The sequence below is a fragment of the Variovorax sp. 54 genome (assembly GCF_002754375.1).
In the GTDB taxonomy this organism is placed as follows: domain Bacteria; phylum Pseudomonadota; class Gammaproteobacteria; order Burkholderiales; family Burkholderiaceae_C; genus Variovorax.
Map to the genome: position 1 here is coordinate 5,503,133 of NZ_PEFF01000001.1, position 17,431 is coordinate 5,520,563.

Consider the following 17,431-nt stretch of genomic DNA (forward strand, 5'->3'; position numbering starts at 1 on the left):
TCCTGAAACGTCATCAGATGTCGAGCACCAGGTGCGGCGTCTTCGCGCGCGACACGCAGGTGCACAGGGTCTTGCCGTCCGCCTTCTCGCGCGGACTGAGGTTGTGGTCGCGGTGATCGGGCACGCCCTCGACCACGTCCACCACGCACACGCCGCAGTCGCCCTGGCGGCAGTCGTACAGCGGGTCCAGGCCCGCGGCGATGAGCACGTCGAGCAGGCTCTGGCGCGGCGCCACGGTCAGCGTCTTGCCCGAGCGCAGCGTGCGCACCTCGAAAGGCGCATCGCCCGCCTGCTCGATGGCGCCGGCGAAGAGCTCGAAGTGCACGTGGTCGTCGGGCCAGCCGAGCGCGCGGGCGGTGTCGATCACGGCCTGCACCATGCCGCGCGGACCGCACACATGCAGGTGGCGGCCGGGCACGGGCGACGCCAGCAGCGCGCGCAGGTCAATACCGCGTGCCGGGTCGCCGCCGTCGTGCACCACGGTGCCGCCGAGCGCGCGCACCTCGTGCAGGAAGGCCGTGGCGTCCTCGCTGCGCGTGGCATAGACGAACTCGAAAGGGCGCGCTTCGGCTGCGAGCGATCGCGCCATGCACAGCAGCGGCGTGATGCCGATGCCGCCCGCAAGGAGCAGCGGCGGCGCGCTGCCCGCGTGCAGCGCGAAGTCGTCGCGCGGCGCGTGCGCGGTCAGCGTGGCGCCGGGTTGCAGCGCGTGCATCCAGGCCGAACCGCCTGCGCCGTGGGGCTCGCACAGCACCGCGATCTCGCAGCGGTCCGAGCCGTCGTGCGGCCTGGCGAGCGAGTAGGCGCGCTGGCCCGCGTGGCCGTTGGCCTGCACCACCTGCACGCCCAGGTGCGCGCCCGGCGTGAATAGCGGCAGGGGCGCGCCGTTCGCCGAGCGCAGCACGAAGGCCTTGATGGCTGGCGTGAGCGGCGTGACCGCGTCCACGACCAGCGCCAGCATGTCGGTGTCGGAAGTGCTGCTCATCCCAAGGGCAGCGCCGGGTCGGCGATGGTGAGGCCGGTCGATTTTTCCCAGCGCGGCATCAGCGTGTTCGACGGCTGTGTTTCGTCGACCAGCTTGCGCGCCGTCTCGGCGCCGGCCACGGGCAGGCCCTTCGGATCGAGCAGCCCGATCTGCACCAGCACGCTGGCCTGGTCCCAGTAGATGTGCTCGTGGTACAGCTTGTCGCCGCGGAACTTCACGATGGCCACGAGCGGAATCTCCACCGGCTTGCCGGTGGGCGCGATGCCCGGCAGCAGCCAGTCGATCTCGACCGTGTGGGTGAAGCTGAACAGCATCTCGTCCACGATCTGCGTCGCGCCCACCGTGCGCGAGATGGGCGTGAGCCGCGTGTCGGGCGGCGTGCTCGGAATGAAGTGGTGTTTGTAGAAGCGCGACAGCTCCTTGGCGCCCACGCCGCCGGTCATGGTCGGGATGTGGTTCACGTAGGGCTCGCTCACCATCGTGGCCATGGTGGCGACCACGTCGCGCGTGGCGAATTCGTACTCGCAGTGCTTGTCCCACAGCGCCGAGAGGTCGTACACCGGGCCGATCGCTTCCTTGAACAGCGCCATCGAGCGCTGGTGCGCCATGAGCGTGGAGGGCTTGTGGAAATGGTCGCCGCCGGTGCGCGCAAAGGCATGGTCGACGCCGGGGTACACGTACATCTGCGCATCGGGCCTGCCGGCGAAGGCTTCGAGCACCTGGGCGCGGGCCTCGGGCGGGCAGAACTGGTCGAGTTCCGCAAAGTGCAGGGCGATCGGGCATTCGATTTTCGGCACGAGGTCGAGCGCGCCCTCGATGCCCACGCCGTAGTAACCCACGGCCGCGTCCACGCCCGAGTGCGCGGCGGCCAGGTAGGCCAGCTTGCCGCCGAGGCAGAAGCCCAGCGCGCCGACCTTGCCGGTGCAGGCCGGGTGCGCGCGCAGCGCCTTCACGCTCGCCGTGACGTCGGCCACGCCGGCGTCGATGTCGAACTTCTGGAAGAAGCCGAAGGCGCGCTGCCAGTCTTCGGGCGAGTAGCCCAGATCGACACCGGGTTCCATGCGCCAGAACAGGTCGGGTGCGAGCACCACGTAGCCCTCTTCGGCGTAGAGGTCGGCCACCTCGCGCACGTAGTCGTTGATGCCGAAGATCTCCTGGCACAGCACGATGCCGGGGCCGCGCCCCGAGGCCGGCAGGGCCAGGTAGCCGCGAAAGGTCTGGGTGCCGTCGCCGGTGGGAATGTCGATGGTGTCGCTCATCGGTTCGTCTCTCGAAGTGGTGGGGTCGGCGGCGATTCTGGGGAGCGCGCTGGCCTGTTGTCTGTCCATTTCGTGCAGCGGTTGGCGCCGCACGAAACGGATAGCGGGACGCCGCCGCCGCACAGAGACTGCGCCCTGCATTTGCTGCAGCCCCCACGTTCAACGAACTCACCCCGAGGAGATCTTTCATGTCGCAGGCCACGCCCCGATCCGTCTTGTGCGCGCTCACCGTCCTGGTGGGCGCGCTGGCTTCACCCGCGCAGGCGCAGACCGCGCAGACCGTGAAAGTCGGCCTGGCGATGGACCTGTCCGGCCCCTTCGCCGTCGGCGGTGCCGAGGCCAAGGCCGGCTTCGCGGTCGCGATGAAGCAGCTGGGAGGCAAGCTCGGCGGCGTGCCGGTGGAGTTCGTCGAAGCCGACACGGCAGGCAACCCCGAGATGGCGCGCCAGGTGGTCGAGCGCATGCTGCTGCGCGACAAGATCGACCTGTTCACCGGGCCGGTCGGCTCGTCGGTTGCGCTGGCCGTGGGCCCGCCGCTCTTCGCGGCCAAGGTGCCTTATCTGTCGAGCAACACCGGCCCGAGCGACTACTCGGGTGCGCGCTGCAACCCGTACTTCTTCGGCGCCTCGTACCCGAATGACGCGTACTACGAGTCGGCCGGCAAGTTCGCCTCGGACAAGGGCTTCAAGAAGGTCGCGATGATCGCGCCCAGCTACCCGGGCGGCAAGGACGCCATCAACGGCTTCAAGCACACCTTCAAGGGGGGCGTGGGCGACGAGCTGTACACCAAGCTCGGGCAGCTCGACTACTCCGCCGAGCTGGCGCAGATTCGCGCGTCGAAGCCCGATGCGCTGTACTTCTTTTTACCCGGTGCGATGGGCGTGAGCTTCATCAAGCAGTTCGTCGGCGCGGGGCTGTCGAAAGACGTGGCGCTCATCTCCACCGCGTTCTCGGCCGACGAAGACATGATCCCCGCCGTCGGCGAGCCGATGCTCGGCCTGTTCAACACGGCGCACTGGTCGTTCGACCTCGACAACGCCGCCAACCAGCGCTTCGTGACGGCGTTCCGCCAGCAGAACAACGGACGCAACCCGTCGTTCTATGCCGGCCAGGCCTACGACGTGCTGATGGCAATGGACGCGGCCGTGCGCGACGTCGGCGGCAAGGTGGCCGACAAGCCCGCGCTGCTCAAGGCGATCAAGGCGGCGAACTACAAGTCGGTGCGCGGCGACTTCCGCTATGGGTCGAACAACTTCCCGATCCAGAACTACTACCTGCGCGTGATCGCCAAGGACGCGAGCGGACGCATCGCCAACAAGGTGATCGGCACCGTGCTGGAGCGCTACCAGGACCGCACGGCGGTGCAGTGCGCGATGAAGTCCTGATGGGGCTTCAGTGCCGCGCGGCCGGGAGCCGTTCGGTCGTGCTGGAAGGTTCACGCGAGGTGTCGCGCGGCAGCTGCCCGAAGCGCTCGCGGTAGCAGGCGGCAAAGCGGCTCAGGTGCGAGAAGCCGCAGTTCAGCGCCACCTCGGTGACGCTGGCGCCGTCGTGCCGCGTCAGCAGTGCGTGCGCGGCATCGAGCCGCATGTTGCGCAGCACCTCGCCGGGCGAGAGGTCGCGGTGGCGCCTGAAGAGCAGGGCGAGGCCGCGGCGCGTGACGCCTGCGGCCTGCGCCACGTCTTCGAGCGACAGCAGCGCGTCGAGCCGCTCGCGCATGAACTCTTCGGCGCGTCGCAGCTGCCGCAGGCTGGTTTCCTCGGTGCCGCGCTGCGCGTCGGTATGCCGCTGCAGCACCGAGTTCGGTCGGTGGCACAGCAGGTAGAGCATGAGGTTGTCTTCGCAGTGCGCGAGCCAGCGCGGGTCGTAGCGCTCGAACTCGTTCGCTGGCAGCAGCGAAGCCAGGCTCGCGACCATGCGGCACCACTGCGTGCCCGCCGCGTCGTCCAGGCGCAAGGGCATGTCGAAATCGATCTCGCCCACGGTGTCGCCACCGCGCAGCGCGAAGGCATGGCGCGCCACCTCCTGCAGGCGGCTGAGTTCGATCTTCAGCATCAGCTGTTCGCAGTCGGCATGCCAGCGCAGGCGCACCGGCTTGTGGGCCGAAATGATGGCGCCTTGCCCGGGGTGGATCTGCAGCGTCTGCCCGCCGGTGTGGATGTCGGCATGGCCGCGCAAGGGCATCTGCACCAGCACGAAGTTGCCGAGCGCGTCGGGCTCGATGTCGACGTCGCAGCCGTAGCGCAGGATGCACAGCGACAGTGCGCTCATCTCGGCGCGGCAGAAGATGGCATCGACATCGCCCGCGCCCCACGCGCTGCGGTGCGGCTTCAGTTCGCGCGCCACGTGCGCGTCGGTCTCTTCGGCCTCGCGCGAACGGAAGACCTCGCGCCTGTACAGCGGGGACAGTTGCTGACTCGACCATGCGTCCATGGACACTCCTGCGGGGCCAAAGTGGGGGAAAGCGACGGAAACGGACGCTTTTTTCTACGCTGGAATCTACGTCGGTGTGCCACGCGCCGCCATGGGAATTGCCCGGGCAACGGGCGTCCCCGTTGCAAGAAGCTTGCCCGGCCTGTGTCTAAATGCTGCGCAGGTTGACGCGCTTCGACAGCGCCTCGGCGCTTTCGCGCCGCTCGCTGTAGCGGTCGACCAGGTGGTCCGCGCAGTCGCGCGTGAGCAGCGTGAACTTCACCAGCTCTTCCATCACGTCGACCACGCGCTCGTAGTAGGGCGAGGGCTTCATGCGGCCTGCGTCGTCGAATTCGAGAAAGGCCTTGGCCACCGACGACTGGTTGGGGATGGTGATCATGCGCATCCAGCGGCCCAGCACGCGCAGCTGGTTCACCGCGTTGAACGACTGCGAGCCGCCCGACACTTCCATCACCGCGAGCGTCTTGCCCTGCGTGGGCCGCACGGAGCCGACGGCCAGCGGAATCCAGTCGATCTGCGCCTTCATGATCCCGGTCATGGCGCCGTGGCGTTCGGGCGAAGTCCACACCATGCCCTCGGCCCACTGCGCGAGATCGCGCAGCTCCTGCACCTTCGGATGGTCTTCGGGTTCGCCGTCGGGCAGCGGCAGGCCGCGCGGGTCGTAGATGCGGGGCTCGGCGCCCATCGCGCGCAGCAGGCGCGCGGCTTCTTCGGTCAGCAGGCGGCTGTAGGAGCGCTCGCGCAGCGATCCGTAGAGCAGCAGGATGCGTGGCGCATGCGTGGCGCGTGCGGTGGGAAGCAGCTCCTGCAGGCTGGGGATGCGGAACGCGCCGGCGTCGAGTTGGGGGAGATCAGGGCTTGGCGACACGCTGGCCTTTCGCGTCGATCACGGCTTCGCCGTCTTCTTTGGAGAAGGCGCCTTGCTGCGGCTTCGGCAGGATGTCGAGCACAGCCTCGGATGGCCGGCACAGGCGCGTGCCCAGCGGCGTGACGACGATGGGGCGGTTGATGAGGATCGGGTGCTGCTGCATGAAGTCGATGAGCTGTTCGTCGCTCCACGTCGGATCGCCAAGGCCGAGTTCGTCGTACGGCGTGCCTTTCTGGCGCAGCACCTCGCGCACGGGCACGCCCATGGCTGTGATCAGCTGTGTGAGCGTGGCGCGGTCGGGCGGAGTCTTCAGGTACTCGATGACCGTGGGCTCGTCGCCCGTGTTGCGGATCAGTGCGAGCACGTTGCGCGACGTGCCGCAGGCGGGGTTGTGATAGATCGTGATGTCGCTCATGGGAATCTCGGTGGACGAAAGAAATATGAAATGGGTCAGCCGACGCTGAGGCGCAACGCGAGCGCGGCCAGCGTGACGGCCAGCACGGGAAGCGTCATCGCGATGCCGACCTTGAAGTAGTAGCCCCAGGCGATGGTCGTACCCTTTTTCTCGAGCACGTGCAGCCACAGCAGCGTGGCCAGGCTGCCGATCGGCGTGATCTTCGGGCCCAGATCGCAGCCGATGACGTTGGCGTAGATCATGGCTTCCTTCACGAGGCCCGTGGCACCCGACGCGTCGATGGAGAGCGCGCCCACCAGCACGGTCGGCATGTTGTTCATGACCGATGAGAGTCCTGCGGCCAGGAAGCCGGTGCCGATGGCGGCACCCCACACACCGCCTTGCGCGAACACGTCGAGCAGCGATGAGATCTGGCCCGTCAGCCCGGCGTTGCGCAGCCCGTAGACCACGAGGTACATGCCCAACGAGAAGACGACGATCTGCCAGGGCGCGCCATGCAGTACCTTGCGCGTGCTGATGACGTGTCCGCGCGCAGCCACGGCCAGAAGAAGGGCGGCGCCCACGGCCGCCACGGCACTGACCGGCACGCCCAGCGGCTCCAGCCCGAAGAAGCCCACGAGCAGCAGCGCGAGCACGACCCAGCCGGCGCGGAAGGTGTCGCGGTCGCGGATGGCATCGGCGGGGCTCTTGAGGCGGGCCATGTCGTAGCGCGCGGGAATGTCGCGCCGGAAGCACCACAGCAGCACGCCCAGGCTCGCGAGCACGGCCACAAGGTTCACGGGCACCATCACCGAGGCATACGCGTTGAAGCCGATGCCGAAGAAGTCGGCCGACACGATGTTCACGAGGTTCGACACGATCAGCGGCAGGCTGGCCGTGTCGGCAATGAAGCCCGCCGCCATGACGAACGCCAGGGTGGTCGCCGGCGTGAAGCCGAGCGCAACGAGCATGGCCATCACGATGGGCGTGAGGATCAGTGCCGCACCGTCGTTCGCAAAGAGGGCCGACACCGCGGCGCCCAGCAGCACGATGAAGGCGAACAGCCGTCGTCCGTTGCCACGCCCCCAGCGGGCCACATGCAGGGCAGCCCACTCGAAGAAGCCGGCTTCGTCGAGCAGCAGGCTGATGATGATGACGGCGATGAAGGTGGCGGTGGCGTTCCAGACGATGGCCCAGACGACGGGGATGTCGGCGAGCTGCACCACGCCGAAGATCAATGCGACGGCTGCGCCCAGCGAGGCGCTCCAGCCGATGCCCAGGCCGCGGGGCTGCCAGATGACGAGCACAAGGGTGCAGGCGAAGATGAGGAGGGCTGTGGTCATGTCAGTTCTTGTTGTTGTTCAGGGCGTGTGCGCACCGGAGCGCACGCACACTGCGTGCAACAGCCCAAGCTTTCATGTCAGCAGTCGCAGGTGGTTGCGGGAAGACAGGCCTCCCCCTGGCAGCAGTTCTCGGTGAGGTAGCCGAGCAGGCCGTTCATCCGGTCGAACGACGCGCGGTAGATGAGGTTGCGCCCTTGGCGCTCCTGCGAGACCAGGCTCGCGTTCACCAGCTCCTTGAGGTGGAAGGACAAGCCCGTGGCCGACACCGCCAGTGCTTCAGTGAGCGCACCCGGCGTGAGCCCGTCAGGCCCCGCCACCACCAAGGCACGAAACACCCGCAAGCGCACGGGTTGCGCGAGTGCGCCCAAGGCGCGGACCACATCGTTTTCTTCCATAGTTCAAGTATCTTTGAATTATTGAATCGAGGCAACCCACGACACCCAAAGACCGGTGGCGCGAATCGGCCATCAGGTTGGCAGGCAGCGGCCACCCGCGATGCACCGTTTTTTCTACAGTCGCCTCGGTCTATCACCCAACGACGCATCCAACGAAGGAGACACCCATGTCCGACACCTATGTTCTGGTTCACGGCGCCTGGCACACCGGCGCTGAAATGGAGGCCGTGGCCGACGGCCTGCGCGCGGCCGGCCACACCGTGCATTGCCCCACCGTGGCAGGCAACAACCCCGGCGACAGCCGCGCGAACACCGGGCTGGACGACGCCATCGCGTCGGTGGTCCGCTACATCGAGGGCAAAGACCTCACGCAGGTGCGGCTCGTGGGCCACAGCTACGGCGGCATGGTGATCTCGGGCGTGGCCGATCGCATCGCGGCGCGGCTGCGGCGGCTGGTCTACATCAACGCGTTCGTGCCGCTCGATGGCGAGGCGCTCAACGACATGGTGCCGCCGCACTACGTGAGCATGTTCGACGCGGTGGCCGCGGCCAACGGCAATGCCGTGACGCTGCCGTTCGAGATCTGGCGCGAGGCCTTCATCAACGACGCCGACCTGGCGCTGGCGCAGTCGGCCTATGACCAGCTCAACCCGCACCCCTACCGCACGTTCACCGACAAGATCCAGTTGAAGCAGCCGCTGGCGGCGCTGGCGCTGGGCAAGTCGTACGTCAATTGCCAGCAGGACACGGCGCTGCCGCACAGCCTGCCGTGGCATCCGCGGCTGTCGGAGCGGCTCGGGTTGTTCCGGCTCGTGGAGTGCCCGGGCAGCCACGAGATGTTCTTCTCGAACCCGCAGCGGCTGGCGCAGGCGATCCTCGAAGCGGGGCGCGACTGAGGGCGGAGGTTCAGTCGTTCGGAAAGAGCGCGTCGAACACGCGCAGCGACGCATAGGCGTCGTTGGCCGCATAGCGGATCTGCGATTCGCTGAGCTGCTTGTGCGCCCAGTTCGACGTGGTCGCCTTGCGTGACTTGGCGAAGCGCTGGTTGAACATCAGCGCCACCGCCGTCTTCACGCCGACCGAGCGGCGGTAGCCGCGCCGGCGGAACTCGTCGTCGATGTCGAACACGGCCTGCGGTGCAATGGCCAGGCGCATGCGGATCATCGACAGGTCGCTCGAGAGGCCGAAGCCGACCTTGCGCAGCTCGGTGGACGCGAGCAGGCCCGCGACCACGGGGTTGCATTCGTTGCGGTGCAGCTGGAACAGCCAGGCCGTGTCGCGCGTGGCGAACTGCACCACGTGCGGGCCGGTCGACACTTCGTTCTTTGCGAAGGTGGGGCGCGATTCGGTGTCGAAGCCCGCCACCCCGGCGGTGAGCAATTCGTCTGCGGCGCGCTCGGCTTCGGCCAGCGAGGCGACGACCACGATGTCTTTCAGGTCGAGGCTGTCGAACGGATCGAGCAGCGCGATCTGTTCGCGCTCGGGAAGCGGAGGGAGCCGGTGGCTGGGGTTGCTGTTGTTGTTCTGTTCGTTCACCGGGTCTTTGCTTTCGCGGCCTTGGGGGGTGTCTTGGGTGGGGGCTTGGGCTTCTTCTGCTTCGGCGGCTGGCCTGAGCGCAGCGCGGCTTCGTAGGCAAGGCGGCCCCAGCGGGCGGCTTCCTCGCGGTCTTCGAACAGGTCGGCCGGCGCCAGCCGGTACGACATCGGCATCTCCTTGCCCGCGCGCACGTAGGTGAAGGGCGGCAGGTTGAGCGCATCGAAGTGCGCGGCGCTGCCGGCATCGGACTTGAGGTACAGCGTGTCCTTGGCGACGAGCGCGATCATGCGGCCCTCGTGCCACACGCCGTGGCCGCCGAACATGCGGCGGGTTTCGATGCGGCCGAGGCGTTCGAAGGTCTCGTGCAGGCTCTGGACAAAAACGCTCATGAGGTGATCTCGATGCGGTTGCCGTCCGGGTCTAGCACCACGCTCTCGTAGTAGCCGTCGCCGGTGCGGCGCGGGCCGTCGAGCAGCGGGTAGCCGTCGGCCTTCAGCCGCTGCGTGAGCGCATCGACCTCGGCGTCGGAGCCGACCGAGATCGCGAGGTGCGTCCAGCCCATGCGCTGCGCGCCGGGCTCAGCGACGACGGGCGACTGGGTGCTCGTGGTCATGGCCTCGATGCGCGCGCCGTCGCCCAGGCTCAGGAAGCACGAGGCGAAGCCCTTGGTCGGGTTGACATACCCGGCGCCGGCGGTGGCGCCGAAGTACTCGACGTAGAAGCGCTTGCAGCGTTCGAGGTCGGTGGTCCAGAGGGCGATGTGATCGATGCGGATGCGCATGGGGAAAGAAGAAAGGAGAGGGCAGTGTCAGCCCGTGCGCCAGGGCGTGCGGGCAGGCGACCAATGGTAGGCGATGCGTTCGCGCCCGCTGCCCGGGTGCCGGTCGACCACGCCGCGCACGAGGCCGTAGCGTTCGTAGAAGCGCTGCGCCTCGGTGTTGCTGACGGCCACGTGCAGCCGCCAGCCGTGCGGCATGCGCACGCAGGCTTCGTCGAGCAGCGCTTTGCCCAGGCCCTGGCTGCGCAGGTGCGGTTCGACGAACAGCTGGGCCACGTACTCGCGCGCCGTGAGCAGCACCATGAAGGCCAGCACCTGGCCGTCGCGCTCGGCCAGCACCACGTCGGCGGGCGGGATGAATTCGGTCTGCACGCGGCGCAGCCAGTGGGCGATGGGCTCGACGTGGACGGCGCCCCGGTTGGCCGACACCCAGGCGCGGCGCCAGATGCCGGCGAGCACCATGTTCTCTTCGGCGCCGCCATCGCGCGAGCGCAACTCGAAGGCGGGAATCTGGGCGGCAGACATGCGGACCATGATAGCCACGCCGGGTGCGAGCTGCACCCTTTGTGGTCAGCCGCTCAGCGTCTGCGCGTGGTGCGCGATGTGGTCGGCCATGAAGCTCTGGATGAAGTAGTAGCCGTGGTCGTAGCCCGCATGGCGGCGCAGCGTGAGCGGCTGGCCGGCGGCGAAGCAGGCGGCCTCGAAGACCTCGGGGTGCAGCTGCTCGGCGAGGAATTTGTCGGCCAGGCCCTGGTCGATGAGGATGCCCTGCGGATAAGGCGCCACGGTCTGCGATTGCATCAGCGCGCTGGCGTCGTGCGCGAGCCACTGCGCGCGGTCGTCACCGGGCTCGCCCAGGTAGCCGGCGAAAGCCTTCTGGCCCCACGGGCACTGGGTGGGCGCGCAGATCGGTGCGAAGGCCGAGAGCGACAGGAAGCGCCCCGGGTGCCGCAGCGCCAGCGTGAGCGCGCCGTGGCCGCCCATCGAGTGGCCGAAGATGCCCAGGCGCTGGCCGTCGATGGGCAGGTGCCTGGCCACGAGCGGCAGCAGCTCGTGGACGATCCAGCTTTCCATGCGCCAGTGCGTAGCCCAGGGCTCGGCGGTGGCGTCGAGATAGAAGCCGGCGCCGATGCCGAAGTCCCAGCTGTCTTTCGCGCCCGGCAGGCCTTCGGGTCCGGCGCCGCGCGGGCTGGTGTCGGGTGCGATGAGCGCCAGGCCCAGGCTCGCGGCCATGCGTTGCGCGCCGGCCTTCACCGCGAAGGTTTCCTCGTTGCAGGTCAGGCCCGCGAGGTAGAGCAGGGCGGGCACGGGCTTGCCTGCGGCCGCGGCCTGCGGCGGCAGGTAGACCGAGAAGCGCATCGGCAGGCCGATTTCGTGCGAGCGGTGCTCGAAGAAGCGCTGCACGCCGCCGAAGGCGTGGTGTTCGGAAAGGAGTGTTGGGGTGGTGTCGGTCATGAAGAAGAGGTCGTCTGGCTGCGCATCAGCGCGGGCACGAGTTCAAGCACGGCGTCCGCGAAGGTGCGCGGTGCTTCCTGCGGCAGGTTGTGGCCCGCGCCGGGCACGAGGCGGTGCGAACGCGGCCCACTGAAGCGGTGCGCGTGGGCCGAGGCATCGGCGGGCGGTCGCACGCCGTCGTCGATGCCGTCGAAGGTGATGGCGGGCACGGTGATCGTCGGCTGCGCGGCAAGGCGCCGTTCGATGTCGGCATACGCCGGGTCGCCGGGCACGAGGCCGAAGCGGTGGCGGTACGAATGGATCACCACGTCGACGAAGTCGGGGTGGTCGAAGGCGGCGGCGCTGCGTGCGAAGGTGGCGTCGTCGAATTGCCAGGTCGGCGACCACAACTGCCACAGCAGCTTCGTGAGGGCCTTGCGGTCCTTGGCCAAGCCGGCGCGGCCGCGTTCGCTGTGGAAGTAGTACTGGTACCAGAGGCTGTGCTCGTTGGCGGCCGTATCCGGCTCCATCGCCGTGGCGATGTTCTGGATGTTGTAGCTGTTGAGCGAAACCAGCCCCGCGCAGCGCTCGGGCCACAGCGCCGCGACCACGCAGGCGGCGCGGCCGCCCCAGTCGTAGCCGGCGAGCACGGCGCGCTCGATCTTCAGCGCGTCGAGCAGCGCGAGCAGGTCGGCGCCGAACGCCGCCTGTTCGCCCGAGCGCGGCGTGGCGTCGCTCAGGAAGCGCGTGCCGCCGTAGCCGCGCATGTACGGCACGACGACGCGGCAGCCTTGCGCGGCCAGCATCGGCGCGACTTCGGCGTACGTGTGGATGTCGTACGGAAAGCCGTGCATCAGCAGCACGGGTGGGCCGTCGGCGGGGCCCGCTTCGTAGTAGGCGATCTCGAGGACGCCCGCTTCTATCTTGCGCAGAGGTTCCATGCGGTTCATGGCGGGCGCCTCCTCGGGCTCAGTACAGAACGACGCCGCGGATCGACTCGCCGCGCTTCATGAGGTCGAAGCCCTTGTTGATGTCTTCCAGCGGCATGGTGTGCGTGATCAGGTCGTCGATGTTGATCTTGCCTTCCATGTACCAGTCGACGATCTTCGGCACGTCGGTGCGACCGCGCGCGCCGCCGAAGGCCGAGCCTTCCCACTTGCGGCCCGTGACCAGCTGGAACGGACGCGTGCTGATCTCGGCGCCGGCCTCGGCCACGCCGATGATGATGCTGCGGCCCCAGCCCTTGTGCGTGCACTCGAGCGCCTGGCGCATCACCTGCGTGTTGCCGATGCACTCGAAGCTGTAGTCGGCGCCGCCGTCGGTCAGCTGCACGATGGCGTCGACCACGTTCTCGGTGGTCTTGGGGTTGATGAAGTGCGTCATGCCGAACTGGCGGGCCATGGCTTCGCGCTCGGGGTTCAGGTCGACGCCGATGATCTTGTCGGCGCCCACCATCTTGGCGCCCTGGATCACGTTCAGGCCGATGCCGCCGAGGCCGAACACCACGACGTTCGCGCCGGCTTCGACCTTGGCCGTGAAGAGCACCGCACCGATGCCGGTGGTGACGCCGCAGCCGATGTAGCAGACCTTGTCGAAGGGGGCGTCTTCGCGGATCTTGGCCAGCGAGATTTCGGGCGCAACCGTGTAGTTGCTGAAGGTACTCGTGCCCATGTAGTGAAAGATGGGCTTGCCGTCGAGGCTGAAGCGCGAGGTGGCGTCGGGCATGAGGCCCTTGCCCTGGGTGCCGCGGATCAGCTGGCACAGGTTGGTCTTGCGGCTCAGGCAGAACTTGCACTGGCGGCATTCGGGCGTGTACAGCGGAATGACGTGGTCGCCCTTCTTCAGCGTGGTGACGCCGGGGCCGACGTCGACCACGATGCCCGCGCCTTCATGGCCCAGGATGGCGGGGAAGATGCCTTCGGGGTCGGCGCCCGAGAGCGTGTAGTAGTCGGTGTGGCAGATGCCGGTGGCCTTGATCTCGACCAGCACTTCACCGAACTTGGGGCCCTGGAGGTCCACGGTTTCGATGGTGAGGGGTTGGCCTGCTTGCCAGGCGACGGCGGCTTTGGTTTTCATGGGATTCGGTTCTTCAGAGAGCGGAAGGGGACAAGGATACTCAGGCGAGCCTTCAGGCGGGGCCAGCGGGGAAGATACCCGACATGCCCACAAAACCGGGCAGGTGACGGAAATCCCAGACCCAGCGGCGCAGCGCGGGAAACTCGTCGAGCGAGAGGCCGCCTTCACCCGCCAGCGCCACGTACGGAAAGCAGGCGAGGTCGGCGATGGTCGGCTCGGGCGCGGCCACGAGCCAGCGCAGGCCGGTGGCGGCGTGCTGCTCGGCAAGGTGGTCGTCGAGCACGCGGAAGGCCGCGCGCGCGCCGCGCCGGCAGGCGTCGATGTCCAGGTGCGTGTAGCCCAGCGCGTCGTGCAGCCGGGCGGCCGAGGCGGTGCGCGTGATCTCGTCGGCCATGGCGAGCCACATCGCGACCTGGCCGCGCAGTTGGGGGTCGGCGGGATACCAGTGCTGCCGCGCGTCGTCGTAGCGGCTTGCGAGGTAGACGAGGATGGCCTGCGCGTCGCGCAGCACGAAGCCTTCGTCGTCGATCACCGGGAGCTGACCCAGCGGGTTGATCTGTTCAAGGAATCTGGCGGACTTGTGTTCGCGACCGGGATGGAAGTCGACCGGCACGCTCGCGTGGTCCACGCCGAGCCACAGCAGCATCTGCCGCACCTTGAAGCAGTTGCCCGAGAGCGGGTAGTCGTAGAGCCTGACGGTCATGCGGCGGCCCTCGCAGTGCCGAAGCGCATGCCGCGCTCGCGCAGCCAGCGGCGGTAGGTGACGGAGGTGGTGTCGCCGCGCGTGGGCGTCTCGGCGCGGCCTTCGAGCGGCATGCGCTTGAAGGCGTGGTTCTCCAGGATCGGTTTGTCCTGCCCGAAGATCGTGTGCTGGAAGGCGATGAGCTCGGCGTCGGTCGACACGTCGTCGAAGTAGGCCAGCAGCGTGTGGGCGATGACGTGCTCGTCGTCCACGGGCTGCAGGAAGAGGCCGATGGCGTCGAGCTTGTCGGGCCGGTGGCTCGACTTGTAGAGCATGGCCGAGAAGGGCTGCATCACGCGGTACTTGTAGAACACCTCGCTGCCCGTGTCGTGGGCGGCCGAGGCGCGAGGCTGCCAGAAGCGGCAGTCGGTGGCCCAGATCTCGTCGGTGGCTGCATCGACCTCGACGTTGTACTTGGCGACTTCGGTGTGCGGCACCTTGCCGAGGTAGTCGGGGTGCACGAAAGGGAAGTGGGCCATGTCCAGGAAGTTCTCGATCACGCGCAGGCCCGACACGGCCACGCCGAGCCCACCGCAATCGACGAGGCGGCGGCCGGGCTCTTCGTACTCGGGGAAGGCGAACAGCGCGCGCGCGGGGCGGCCGCTGGGGCAGACCCAGAGGAAGCCGTAGCGCGACTGCACGGTCAGCGCGTCGTTGCCGAGAAGGGCGTGCGGCGTGCCGTCGGCATCGGTGTGCAGGTGCAGGGTTGCACCGAGCAGCCGCGTCGTGCGGGGCAAGCCGCTGGTGGGGCCGACGACGAGCCAGTCGTCGAGCATGTTGGGATCGTCGGTGACGAAGGGCATGTTTTCTTTCTTCTTTTCAGTGCGATGAAGTGGCTTCGATGTCGCTGCGCAGTTGGCGCGCCGCGCGGTGCACACGGGCCATCGCGTCGGAGCCGGGGGCAGCGTCGGTCCACAGGTGCAGGAAGCTCAGCTGCGGCTGGGCGTCGAGCAGCAGCGCGGCGACGGGCGATTCGCCCAGCGTGCCTTGCCATGCATCGGGCGTTCCTGCCGATGCGAAGCCATGCTGCGCCAGCGCGTCGTGTGCCTCGGATGCGGCCACGCGCAGCGTAAGCGTGCGGGCGAGGTGCCAGCCCGCGGGAACGACATCGGCCAGTTCGGCCGGCGCCGGCGGGCCGTCGGCCGCAAGGCGCACCCACAGCATGCCCGCCGCATCCGCCGTGGCGAAGACCTTCGCGCAGACATTGCGCGGTGCCTGCATGGCCGGGTGCGCGGGGATGCGCACGCACGCGCCGCTGCCGGCCTCGTACTGCCAGCCGTGGTACGCGCAGGCCAGGCGGTCGCCGCCGGTCACCTGGCCGAGCGTGAAGCGCACGCTGCGGTGGGGGCAGCGGTTCTCCCAGGCTTGCGGCGTGCCATCGGCCGCGCGCCACAGCGCGAGCTCCTGGCCTTGCGCGAAGCCGGCGACGATGTTGGCGCCGGCGCGCACTTCGGCGGAGGGAGCGACGGGGTGCCAGGCCTGTGATGCGGCAGAGGGATTCATGGGTCTTGTTCGTGGGGTCGGCGGAAAAGGGCGCCGCAAATCGGCATAGCATCGGCCATGCCCTTGTCGGCGGTGCCGCCTACCGTAGCGTGTCCGCCGCACCGATGAAAGCCCCATGCCAAGACGCTCCTTTTCATTCCTGCAACGACGACTCCCACGGCGGTGGCATTCATGAGCGCAGGGCGCATCGACCTCGCGCTGGTCGAGGCCTTCGTGCTCGTGATGAAGAGCGGCAGCCTCACCAAGGCCGAGAGCCTGTCGGGCGTCTCGAAGGCAACGCTGAGCCGGCAGCTCACGCGGCTGGAGGAACTGCTGGGCGCCCAGCTGCTGCTGCGCAGCTCGCGCCGCATCGCGCCCACGGAGGCCGGGCGTGCGTTCTTCGCACGCTGCGAGGGGCTGCTCGGCGAAGTGAGCGGCCGGCTGGAAACGGCGCGCACCGAGGTGCAGGAGCTCACGGGCGGGGTGTCGGGCCGGCTCACGCTGCTGTCCGACACGCAGTTCAGCACCTCCTTCGTCTGCCATGTGGTGCAGATCTTTCTCGAATCGCACCCGAACGTGCGCTGCCAGCTCGACGTGGCGAACGGCTTGCAGGCCCCGCAGATCGGCGAGGTCGATTGCTATGTCGGCTCGGCACCGCCCGACCTGCCGGACCTGGTCGCCAAGCTGCTGGGCCGGCTGGCCTACGGCCTGTACGCCAGCCCGCAGTACCTGGCGCGGCACGGCACGCCGCAGACGCCCGAGGCGCTGGCGCAGCACCGGATGATCGCGATGCGCGAGCCGTCGGGCCCGCCGTCGCCGCTGCGGCTGGTATCGCAGCAGGCCTCGGGCCGCCATGTGGTGCGCACGGAGCCGGCCTTCGAGACCAACGACCACTGGGTGATGAAGACTTTCTGCATCGACGGCCTGGGCATTGCGCCGCTGCCGGTGTTCTTTGCCGGCCCCGAGGTGGCGCAGGGCGTGCTGGTGCCGGTGCTGCCGCAGTGGCCGCCGGAGGCGCGGCGGCTGTACTGTGCCTACCAGCGGCAGCGCTACATGGGGCAGAAGCTGCGCGCGTTCGTCGACCTCATGGCGCGCTGCGTGGCGGACATCGGCTCGTACAACCACTACGTGGGGTCGACCGCGGCGGTGTCCTCGTCAGCCTCTTCGGCGCGCCGGGCGCGGTCTGCAGCGCGACCATAATCGGCCTTCTTCCTGCATCCGTCTGCTTCTTTCACCGATCCATCATGAAGAAAATCCTCGTTCTCAATGGCCCCAACCTCAACCTGCTCGGCACGCGCGAGCCCGAACAGTACGGTCGCGACACACTCGCCGACGTCGAACGCCTGTGCAAGGACACGGGCGCAAAACTCGGCGTGGAGATCGAATGCCGCCAGTCGAACCACGAAGGCGTGCTGATCGACTGGGTCCAGGAGGCGGGCCGCGAAGTGGCCGCCGGCAACATGCTGGGCGTGGTGATGAACCCGGGCGCCTACACCCACACGTCGATTGCGCTGCACGACGCCATCAAGGGGGCGAGCGTGCCGCTGATCGAGCTGCACATCTCGAACGTGCATGCGCGTGAGGAGTTTCGCCACCACTCGTACATCTCGCCTGCGGCGCGGGGGATCATCGTGGGGCTGGGGGTGAAAGGGTACACGCTGGCGATTGCTGCGCTGGTTCCTTGAGGTTGTCTTCGGGGCGGCGTGCGC

General features: G+C 68.3%; 21 protein-coding genes. 4 read left to right on the forward strand and 17 right to left on the reverse strand.

Annotated elements, in window-relative coordinates; translation table 11 throughout:
* Positions 1–13: 13 nt before the first annotated feature.
* Both CLU95_RS25125 and CLU95_RS25130 read right to left on the reverse strand, forming a co-directional pair.
* Positions 14–985 (reverse strand): PDR/VanB family oxidoreductase, encoded by a 972-nt coding sequence (locus tag CLU95_RS25125; protein WP_099796107.1) that lies wholly within the window; start codon positions 983–985, stop codon positions 14–16.
* The gene (locus CLU95_RS25130) at positions 982–2,244 is read right to left on the reverse strand and encodes a dienelactone hydrolase family protein (RefSeq protein ID WP_099796108.1); all 1,263 of its coding nucleotides are present in this window, start codon (positions 2,242–2,244) and stop codon (positions 982–984) included. The genes CLU95_RS25125 and CLU95_RS25130 overlap by 4 nt, the downstream gene beginning before the upstream one ends.
* Before the next feature lie 188 nt (positions 2,245–2,432).
* On the opposite strand from CLU95_RS25130, the gene CLU95_RS25135 reads away from it, so the two are divergent.
* Positions 2,433–3,629 (forward strand): ABC transporter substrate-binding protein, encoded by a 1,197-nt coding sequence (locus tag CLU95_RS25135; protein ID WP_099796109.1) that lies wholly within the window; start codon positions 2,433–2,435, stop codon positions 3,627–3,629.
* Between the two features lie 7 nt (positions 3,630–3,636).
* Here the strand turns inward: CLU95_RS25135 and CLU95_RS25140 are convergent, their stop codons facing one another.
* The 5 genes from CLU95_RS25140 to CLU95_RS25160 all read right to left on the reverse strand — a co-directional run bounded on the left by CLU95_RS25140 (position 3,637) and on the right by CLU95_RS25160 (position 7,674).
* Complete coding sequence (locus CLU95_RS25140) at positions 3,637–4,674, reverse strand: AraC family transcriptional regulator (protein ID WP_099796110.1); 1,038 nt, start codon at positions 4,672–4,674, stop codon at positions 3,637–3,639.
* 148 nt (positions 4,675–4,822) lie between these two features.
* Positions 4,823–5,542 (reverse strand): arsenical resistance protein ArsH, encoded by a 720-nt coding sequence (gene arsH, locus CLU95_RS25145; RefSeq protein ID WP_099796111.1) that lies wholly within the window; start codon positions 5,540–5,542, stop codon positions 4,823–4,825.
* Positions 5,526–5,957 (reverse strand): arsenate reductase (glutaredoxin), encoded by a 432-nt coding sequence (gene arsC / locus CLU95_RS25150; protein ID WP_099796112.1) that lies wholly within the window; start codon positions 5,955–5,957, stop codon positions 5,526–5,528. The genes arsH and arsC overlap by 17 nt, the downstream gene beginning before the upstream one ends.
* A 35-nt stretch (positions 5,958–5,992) precedes the next feature.
* A complete protein-coding gene (locus tag CLU95_RS25155) occupies positions 5,993–7,279 on the reverse strand; it encodes an arsenic transporter (protein WP_099796113.1) in 1,287 nt (428 codons plus the stop codon).
* 77 nt (positions 7,280–7,356) lie between these two features.
* Positions 7,357–7,674 carry an ArsR/SmtB family transcription factor gene (locus CLU95_RS25160; protein WP_099796114.1) on the reverse strand — a complete coding sequence of 106 codons (318 nt, stop codon included), beginning with the start codon at positions 7,672–7,674 and terminating at the stop codon, positions 7,357–7,359.
* 167 nt (positions 7,675–7,841) lie between these two features.
* On the opposite strand from CLU95_RS25160, the gene CLU95_RS25165 reads away from it, so the two are divergent.
* Complete coding sequence (locus CLU95_RS25165; RefSeq protein WP_099796115.1) at positions 7,842–8,570, forward strand: alpha/beta fold hydrolase; 729 nt, start codon at positions 7,842–7,844, stop codon at positions 8,568–8,570.
* 10 nt (positions 8,571–8,580) lie between these two features.
* Here CLU95_RS25165 and CLU95_RS25170 read toward each other — a convergent pair whose 3' ends face one another.
* From CLU95_RS25170 to CLU95_RS25215, 10 genes are read right to left on the reverse strand one after another with little or no spacing between them, the layout of a single operon-like run.
* The gene (locus CLU95_RS25170) at positions 8,581–9,210 is read right to left on the reverse strand and encodes a 3'-5' exonuclease (RefSeq protein WP_099796116.1); all 630 of its coding nucleotides are present in this window, start codon (positions 9,208–9,210) and stop codon (positions 8,581–8,583) included.
* On the reverse strand, positions 9,207–9,599 hold the full coding sequence (locus tag CLU95_RS25175; RefSeq protein WP_099796117.1) for a TfoX/Sxy family protein: 393 nt from the start codon (positions 9,597–9,599) through the stop codon (positions 9,207–9,209). Before CLU95_RS25175 ends, CLU95_RS25170 begins: the two co-directional genes overlap by 4 nt.
* Positions 9,596–9,991 carry a VOC family protein gene (locus CLU95_RS25180; protein ID WP_257214728.1) on the reverse strand — a complete coding sequence of 132 codons (396 nt, stop codon included), beginning with the start codon at positions 9,989–9,991 and terminating at the stop codon, positions 9,596–9,598. The genes CLU95_RS25175 and CLU95_RS25180 overlap by 4 nt, the downstream gene beginning before the upstream one ends.
* A 27-nt stretch (positions 9,992–10,018) precedes the next feature.
* Entirely contained in the window at positions 10,019–10,513 is a 495-nt protein-coding gene (locus CLU95_RS25185) for a GNAT family N-acetyltransferase (protein WP_257214729.1), read from the reverse strand.
* Positions 10,514–10,558: 45 nt separating this feature from the next.
* Positions 10,559–11,443 carry an S-formylglutathione hydrolase gene (gene fghA, locus CLU95_RS25190; RefSeq protein ID WP_099796119.1) on the reverse strand — a complete coding sequence of 295 codons (885 nt, stop codon included), beginning with the start codon at positions 11,441–11,443 and terminating at the stop codon, positions 10,559–10,561.
* The gene (locus tag CLU95_RS25195; protein ID WP_099796120.1) at positions 11,440–12,372 is read right to left on the reverse strand and encodes an alpha/beta fold hydrolase; all 933 of its coding nucleotides are present in this window, start codon (positions 12,370–12,372) and stop codon (positions 11,440–11,442) included. The genes fghA and CLU95_RS25195 overlap by 4 nt, the downstream gene beginning before the upstream one ends.
* Before the next feature lie 19 nt (positions 12,373–12,391).
* Positions 12,392–13,498, reverse strand: coding sequence for an S-(hydroxymethyl)glutathione dehydrogenase/class III alcohol dehydrogenase (locus CLU95_RS25200; protein WP_099796121.1), 1,107 nt, complete (start codon positions 13,496–13,498; stop codon positions 12,392–12,394).
* Positions 13,499–13,550: 52 nt separating this feature from the next.
* Entirely contained in the window at positions 13,551–14,201 is a 651-nt protein-coding gene (locus CLU95_RS25205; RefSeq protein ID WP_099796122.1) for a glutathione S-transferase family protein, read from the reverse strand.
* Positions 14,198–15,043 (reverse strand): aromatic ring-hydroxylating oxygenase subunit alpha, encoded by an 846-nt coding sequence (locus CLU95_RS25210; RefSeq protein ID WP_099796123.1) that lies wholly within the window; start codon positions 15,041–15,043, stop codon positions 14,198–14,200. Before CLU95_RS25210 ends, CLU95_RS25205 begins: the two co-directional genes overlap by 4 nt.
* 16 nt (positions 15,044–15,059) lie before the next feature.
* Positions 15,060–15,743 (reverse strand): Rieske (2Fe-2S) protein, encoded by a 684-nt coding sequence (locus tag CLU95_RS25215; protein ID WP_099796124.1) that lies wholly within the window; start codon positions 15,741–15,743, stop codon positions 15,060–15,062.
* A 171-nt stretch (positions 15,744–15,914) separates the two neighbouring features.
* Between CLU95_RS25215 and CLU95_RS25220 the strand changes: the two genes are divergently transcribed.
* Entirely contained in the window at positions 15,915–16,922 is a 1,008-nt protein-coding gene (locus CLU95_RS25220; RefSeq protein ID WP_099796125.1) for a LysR family transcriptional regulator, read from the forward strand.
* A 44-nt stretch (positions 16,923–16,966) separates the two neighbouring features.
* On the forward strand, positions 16,967–17,407 hold the full coding sequence (aroQ, locus tag CLU95_RS25225; RefSeq protein ID WP_099796126.1) for a type II 3-dehydroquinate dehydratase: 441 nt from the start codon (positions 16,967–16,969) through the stop codon (positions 17,405–17,407).
* Positions 17,408–17,431 lie beyond the last annotated feature (24 nt).